Annotated in this window: 8 protein-coding genes; 6 read left to right on the forward strand and 2 right to left on the reverse strand. The window is 68.1% G+C overall.

Annotated elements, in window-relative coordinates:
• Positions 1-519, forward strand: a 519-nt coding sequence (locus tag VFT73_RS07675) for an enolase C-terminal domain-like protein (RefSeq protein ID WP_326409660.1), incomplete at its 5' end; no start/stop codon positions are given.
• 5 nt (positions 520-524) lie between these two features.
• On the opposite strand, the gene VFT73_RS07680 is transcribed toward VFT73_RS07675, so the two are convergent.
• Positions 525-764, reverse strand: coding sequence for a hypothetical protein (locus tag VFT73_RS07680; RefSeq protein WP_326409662.1), 240 nt, complete (start codon positions 762-764; stop codon positions 525-527).
• A gap of 139 nt (positions 765-903) precedes the next feature.
• Between VFT73_RS07680 and VFT73_RS07685 the strand changes: the two genes are divergently transcribed.
• The 4 genes from VFT73_RS07685 to VFT73_RS07700 all read left to right on the forward strand — a co-directional run bounded on the left by VFT73_RS07685 (position 904) and on the right by VFT73_RS07700 (position 3,840).
• A complete protein-coding gene (locus VFT73_RS07685; RefSeq protein WP_326409663.1) occupies positions 904-1,767 on the forward strand; it encodes an aldose 1-epimerase in 864 nt (287 codons plus the stop codon).
• A gap of 113 nt (positions 1,768-1,880) precedes the next feature.
• The gene (locus tag VFT73_RS07690; protein WP_326409665.1) at positions 1,881-3,086 is read left to right on the forward strand and encodes a molybdopterin-dependent oxidoreductase; all 1,206 of its coding nucleotides are present in this window, start codon (positions 1,881-1,883) and stop codon (positions 3,084-3,086) included.
• The gene (locus VFT73_RS07695; protein ID WP_326409666.1) at positions 3,083-3,373 is read left to right on the forward strand and encodes a cytochrome C nitrite reductase; all 291 of its coding nucleotides are present in this window, start codon (positions 3,083-3,085) and stop codon (positions 3,371-3,373) included. The genes VFT73_RS07690 and VFT73_RS07695 overlap by 4 nt, the downstream gene beginning before the upstream one ends.
• Positions 3,370-3,840: a GlcG/HbpS family heme-binding protein gene (locus VFT73_RS07700; protein ID WP_326409667.1), complete on the forward strand. Its 471-nt coding sequence runs from the start codon at positions 3,370-3,372 to the stop codon at positions 3,838-3,840. Before VFT73_RS07695 ends, VFT73_RS07700 begins: the two co-directional genes overlap by 4 nt.
• Here VFT73_RS07700 and VFT73_RS07705 read toward each other — a convergent pair.
• Positions 3,837-4,778, reverse strand: coding sequence for a methyltransferase (locus VFT73_RS07705; RefSeq protein WP_326409668.1), 942 nt, complete (start codon positions 4,776-4,778; stop codon positions 3,837-3,839). The two genes, VFT73_RS07700 and VFT73_RS07705, sit on opposite strands and share 4 nt — an antisense overlap.
• Before the next feature lie 105 nt (positions 4,779-4,883).
• Between VFT73_RS07705 and VFT73_RS07710 the strand changes: the two genes are divergently transcribed.
• On the forward strand, positions 4,884-5,125 hold a 242-nt coding region (locus VFT73_RS07710), incomplete at its 3' end, for a CoA-transferase (RefSeq protein ID WP_326409669.1).

A 5,125-nucleotide genomic window follows, 5' to 3' on the forward strand; every position in this document is an offset into this window, starting at 1 on the left:
CTGCTGTCGGAGAACCTGGAAGGGCTGGAGCAGCTCTCCAGGCTCACCACCATCCCGATCGCTTTGGGCGAGCGGCTGTACGACCGCTGGGGCTTCAAGCCGTTCCTGGAGCGGGGGATCGTCGACGTGATCCAGCCGGACCTGAGCCATGCCGGCGGGCTGTCGGAATGCCGCCGGATCGCCGCGATGGCCGAGGCGTTCGACATCGCCGTCGCGCCGCATTGCCCGCTGGGCCCGCTCGCGCTCGCTGCCTGCCTGCAGCTGGCCGCGACGGCGCCCAATGTCGCGATCCAGGAAATGTCGCTCGGCATCCACTACAACACCGGCGGGCACGACCTGCTGAACTTCGTTGTCAACAAGGAAGCGTTGAACCCCGTCGACGGCTATCTGCCGATCCCGACCGGCGTCGGCCTGGGCGTCGATATCGACGAAGCCGCCGTGCGCGAGGCGGACAAGGAACGCCATCGCTGGCGCAACCCGGTCTGGCGCACCCGGGACGGGAGTTTTGCGGAATGGTGAGCGGCCTACGCCGCGATGCTCAGCCGGCCCTTGTAGCGGGCGTCGCGGGCCGCTTCCTCGGCCGTCTGCGGGCGCAGGTACGACACGACCATCCGGCGGCCGAACACGTCGTCGCCGGACATGCGCACCTTCGGGTCCTCGGCGCCCTCGGGCAGCCGGTCGCGGACGGCGGAAAGAAGGTCGATCATCTGGTCGAGCGACACCTGGTCTTCGACCTCGAAGAAATCACGAACCATACGAGTCATACGCGCCCCCCCGGGCACCAATTCAACCATGTACGCCTTATGCGTCGGCGCTACTTAATGGAGCGTGACTCAAGCAGAAAGCCTGTTGCGGCGACTACGATATCGCTTTTTTGTGGATAACTTAGGTGAGGGGACGGTCATGATTGCGATCAGGGCCGCGGATTACGAATTAGTGCTGGCACCCGGCATCGGGGGCGCCATCGCCGGCTTCACGCATCAGGGCCGGCCGGTGCTGCGCGGCAGCGACGCGCCGAACAGTCCGCTCGACTGTGGCTGCTTCCCGCTGGTGCCCTATTGCAACCGCATCCGCGGCGGCCGCTTCAACTTCCGCGGCATCACTGTCCGGCTGGCACCCAATATGAAGGGCGATCCCAGCCCCTTGCACGGGCAGGGCTGGCTCGGTCCCTGGCTCGTCGAACGGCAGGAGGCCGACTTTGCCTGCCTGTTCTTCGCGCACCAGCCCGGCGAATGGCCCTGGGCCTATGAAGCGCGCCAGACATTCCGCCTGGGCGACGACGGCCTCGATGCGGAGATCGAATGCCGTAACCTGTCCGCCGATCCGATGCCCTGCGGCCTTGGCTTCCATCCCTATTACCCCTGCGATTCCGGGACGCGGATCGACACCCATGTCGAGAAGGTCTGGGAAGTCGACGACGATGTGCTGCCCACCGGCACCGCGCCGGCGACCGGCCGCTACGCGCTGGAAGGCACCCCGGCCTGCGCGCGCGGGCTCGACAATGGCTATGGCGGTTGGGGAGGGGAGATGCGCCTGACGGACGGGAACCGCGTCCGCCGGATGGCCTCGCCCGATGCAGGATTCTTCCAGATCTACTCGCCGCCTCAGGGCGGCCTGCTCGCGGCCGAACCGGTCAGCCACGCCAATGCGGCGTTGAACGAGCCAGAGGCGCGCTGGCCGGAACTCGGCCTGCAGGTGCTGGAGCCGGGTGAGTCGATGCGGCTCAGGATGCGGCTCAGTGTAGGTCCGACGCTCCGTTCGAGCTAAACTCGTCGAAGCCCTCCCTTGTTTTGAGGTTGGCCAGAAGAAGGGACGCCGTCGACAAGCGCAGGGCAAACGGAATTGTTTCACTTCCGGTGCATTGCCGTTAGGCTGACAGCATGACCGGCCCGCTGCTTCCTCGCCGCTCGATCCTGCTCGGCGCCGCCGCGCTTGCGGGTACGGCCCGGGCGCAGCGCATCGTCGATCTGCACCTCCCCGGCGGCCCGTCCGAGCGCCCGACCAGCACCGCCTGGCCGCAAAAGGGCGAGATGATCGTCCAGCGCGCGCGCCCGCCGCTGCTGGAGACGCCGTTCGACGTGTTCGATCAGGGCGTGTTCACGCCCAACGACCGTTTCTTCGTGCGCTGGCATTGGGGCGACATTCCGACCTCGATCGATGCCGCCGCCTTCCGCCTCAACGTCCGCGGCCATGTCGCGAAGCTACTTTCGTTGAGCCTCGACGAGCTGATGGCGATGCCCCGTATCGAATATGCAGCGGTCAACCAATGCTCCGGCAATTCCCGCGGCTATTTCGAGCCGCGCGTGCTCGGCGCCCAGTGGGGCCACGGCGCGATGAGCAACGCCAGATGGACCGGCGTGCGGCTGAAGGACGTGCTGGACCGCGCGGGCGTGCAGCCGGGCGCGGCCGCCGTCCGCTTCGCCGGGCTCGACCAGCCGCTGGTGCCGGACGGCCCGGATTTCATGAAGTCGCTGGACATCGATCATGCCCGCGACGGCGAGGTCATGATCGCGTTCCTTCAGAATGGCGAGCCGCTGCCGCTGCTGAACGGCTTTCCGCTCCGCGTCATCGTGCCCGGCTGGTTCTCCACCTACTGGATGAAAATGCTGAGCGATATCGAGGTGCTGACCGCATCCGACGACAACTTCTGGATGGCCAAGGCTTACCGCATCCCCGATACGCCCGGCGCCAACGTCCAGCCTGGCGCCAAGGGCTTCGCGACCGTGCCGATCAGCCGCATGATCCCACGCTCCTGGATCACCAGCCACGCCGAAGGCGCGCGGGTGCGGTCAGGGCAGCCGCTTGCGGTGCGCGGCATTGCCATGGGCGGCGATGCGGGCGTCAAGTCGGTCGCGCTATCGGTCGATGGCGGTCGCAGCTGGACCGACGCGACACTGGGCCGCGATGAGGGCAAATACAGCTTCCGCCGCTTCGAGGCGGTGCTGCCGCCGCCCGCCGCCGGCGCGCTGACCCTGCTGCCCCGCTGCACCAGCACGGCCGGCGTCACTCAATCGATGGACCCGATCTGGAACAGCGGCGGCTATCTGCGCGGCCAGGTCGAGCCGACCCGGGTCATGGTCGCATGAAGCTGTTGGCCCTTGCCCTGCTCGCCGCGGCCGCGGCGCCTGCGATGAAGTCTGTCGAAATATCGCTGCCGGACGACGAAACCCAGTTTACCGGCCCTGATGCCGACCTGCTCAATGCCAACTGCACGGGCTGCCACAGTCCGGCGATGGTGTTGTATCAGGCGCGGATGGATGCCGCGCATTGGGCGGAGTCGGTGAAGAAGATGCGCGAAACCTATAAGGCGCCGATCGACGACGCGGCTGCGGCGAAGCTGCCGGCCGCATTGGCTGCGGTCCAGGCGAAGTGAAGCCCCTGCTGCTCGCCGGGCTGTTGCTCGGCAGCGCCGCGGCCGCACAGATGCCGGCAATGGATGCGAAGACGGCGCAGGCGATCGTTGACGGCTGTGCAGCTCATGCAGCAGCCAAGCGACAGAGCCACGCGATCGCGGTGGTCGATGCCGGAGGTCACCTCGTCGCTGCGCTGCGCATGGACGGCAACGGCACCGGCATCATGGATTTCGCGCTCGCCAAGGCACAGGCGTCCGCGGCCTGGGGCGGCAGCACGGAGCAACTGGCGGAAGGGGCGCGGTCCACGCCCGGCTTCGAACGCGCGCCGCACGTCGTGACCGTGGCTGGCGGCATGCCGATCTGGTCCGCGGACGGGCGCACGCGTCTCGGCGCAGTCGGTGCGTCTGGCGAAGCGCCGGCCGACGACGCCGCCTGCGCCGCAGCCGGCATCACGGCCGCAGGATTGCGCGCCGACCGCGCGCGTTAGCGCGGTCGGGCGAGGGTGACCGCCACCAGCGCGATCCGCTCGACGTCGCGATAGGCGGGCCTGGCCAGTTCCTCTCCGAAAACGTCGGGGTCGAGTTCGCGGCAGGCAAACGAGAAACCGCGCTTCGCGGCAAGGCTCGCGACCGCCTCGCACAGCGGATTGCGGTCGTCGACGATTGCTGCGCCGGTATAAAGGATCAGCCGTCCGCCGGGCGCGAGCCGCTCGGTCGCCATCCTCGCCATCCGCAGCGGCACTTCGCCGCCGTGCATCCCACCGCCGTTGCGATAGGCGCGGTCGTCCGCATCGACGATGTAAGGCGGATTGATCACCGCCAGATCGATTGGATCGGCAATCGGATCGAGCGTGTCGGTCTCGATCGTCTCGACTGCCACGCCCGCCGCGGCGGAATTGATCCGGGCCAGCCGCAGCGCCTTGGGATTGAGGTCCGTCAGCGTCACGCGCGCCCGGTCGCTTGCCAGCGCGGCGGCGATCCCGCCGACGCCGGCTCCCGCGCCCATATCGACGACGTGAGCGCCTGCGATCATCGGTTCGCGCGCCAGCTCGGCCACGATCAGGTTGGCGAAACGATAGCTGTCGGGGCCGAAGAACACCGAATCCGCTGCATCGGTCGGGTAGGCCGAATGGAGGAAGAGACGGCCGTGCAGCCGCGACACGCGCAGCCGGCTTCGCAGCAGCCCGTCGCCGGCATCCTCGACCATTCCGGCGTGCCGCAGCAGGTCGGCGATCTTCGGTTCGATCGTGCCGGGGACGAACGGCAGGCTCCAGCCGAGCATGTCGCGCAGATCGCGCGCCCTTGCCTTGTCCGGCCGCTTCACCACCCGCGCATGGCTCGCCGGCGTCGGCGTGACGAAGTCGTAGCCGCGCGCATCGAGCGCCTTCAGCAGGTCGAGCAGGGCGGAGTCCGCGTTCCGGGTCATACCGGCGGAAACGGCGGCGGCAGGGCGCCGTTCCACAAAGCCGGCGCGCGCCGTTGACCGCTTCGCCGCCGCCTCGCTAAGGCCGGGCGGCGAGGAGACGCGCTGATGAAGAAAATCTATCCCGACGCCGCGGCGGCGCTCGACGGCTTGTTGTTCGACGGCATGACGATCTGCTCGGGCGGCTTCGGCCTGTGCGGCCTGCCGGAGCGGCTGATCGACGCGATCCAGGCCTCGGGCGTGAAGGAGCTGACCTGCGTCTCCAACAATGCCGGCATCGACAATGAAGGCCTCGGCAAGCTGCTGCGCACCCGCCAGATCAGGAAGATGATCTCCTCCTATGTCGGCGA

This window comes from Sphingomonas sp. (assembly GCF_035758555.1).
GTDB lineage: Bacteria > Pseudomonadota > Alphaproteobacteria > Sphingomonadales > Sphingomonadaceae > Sphingomonas_B.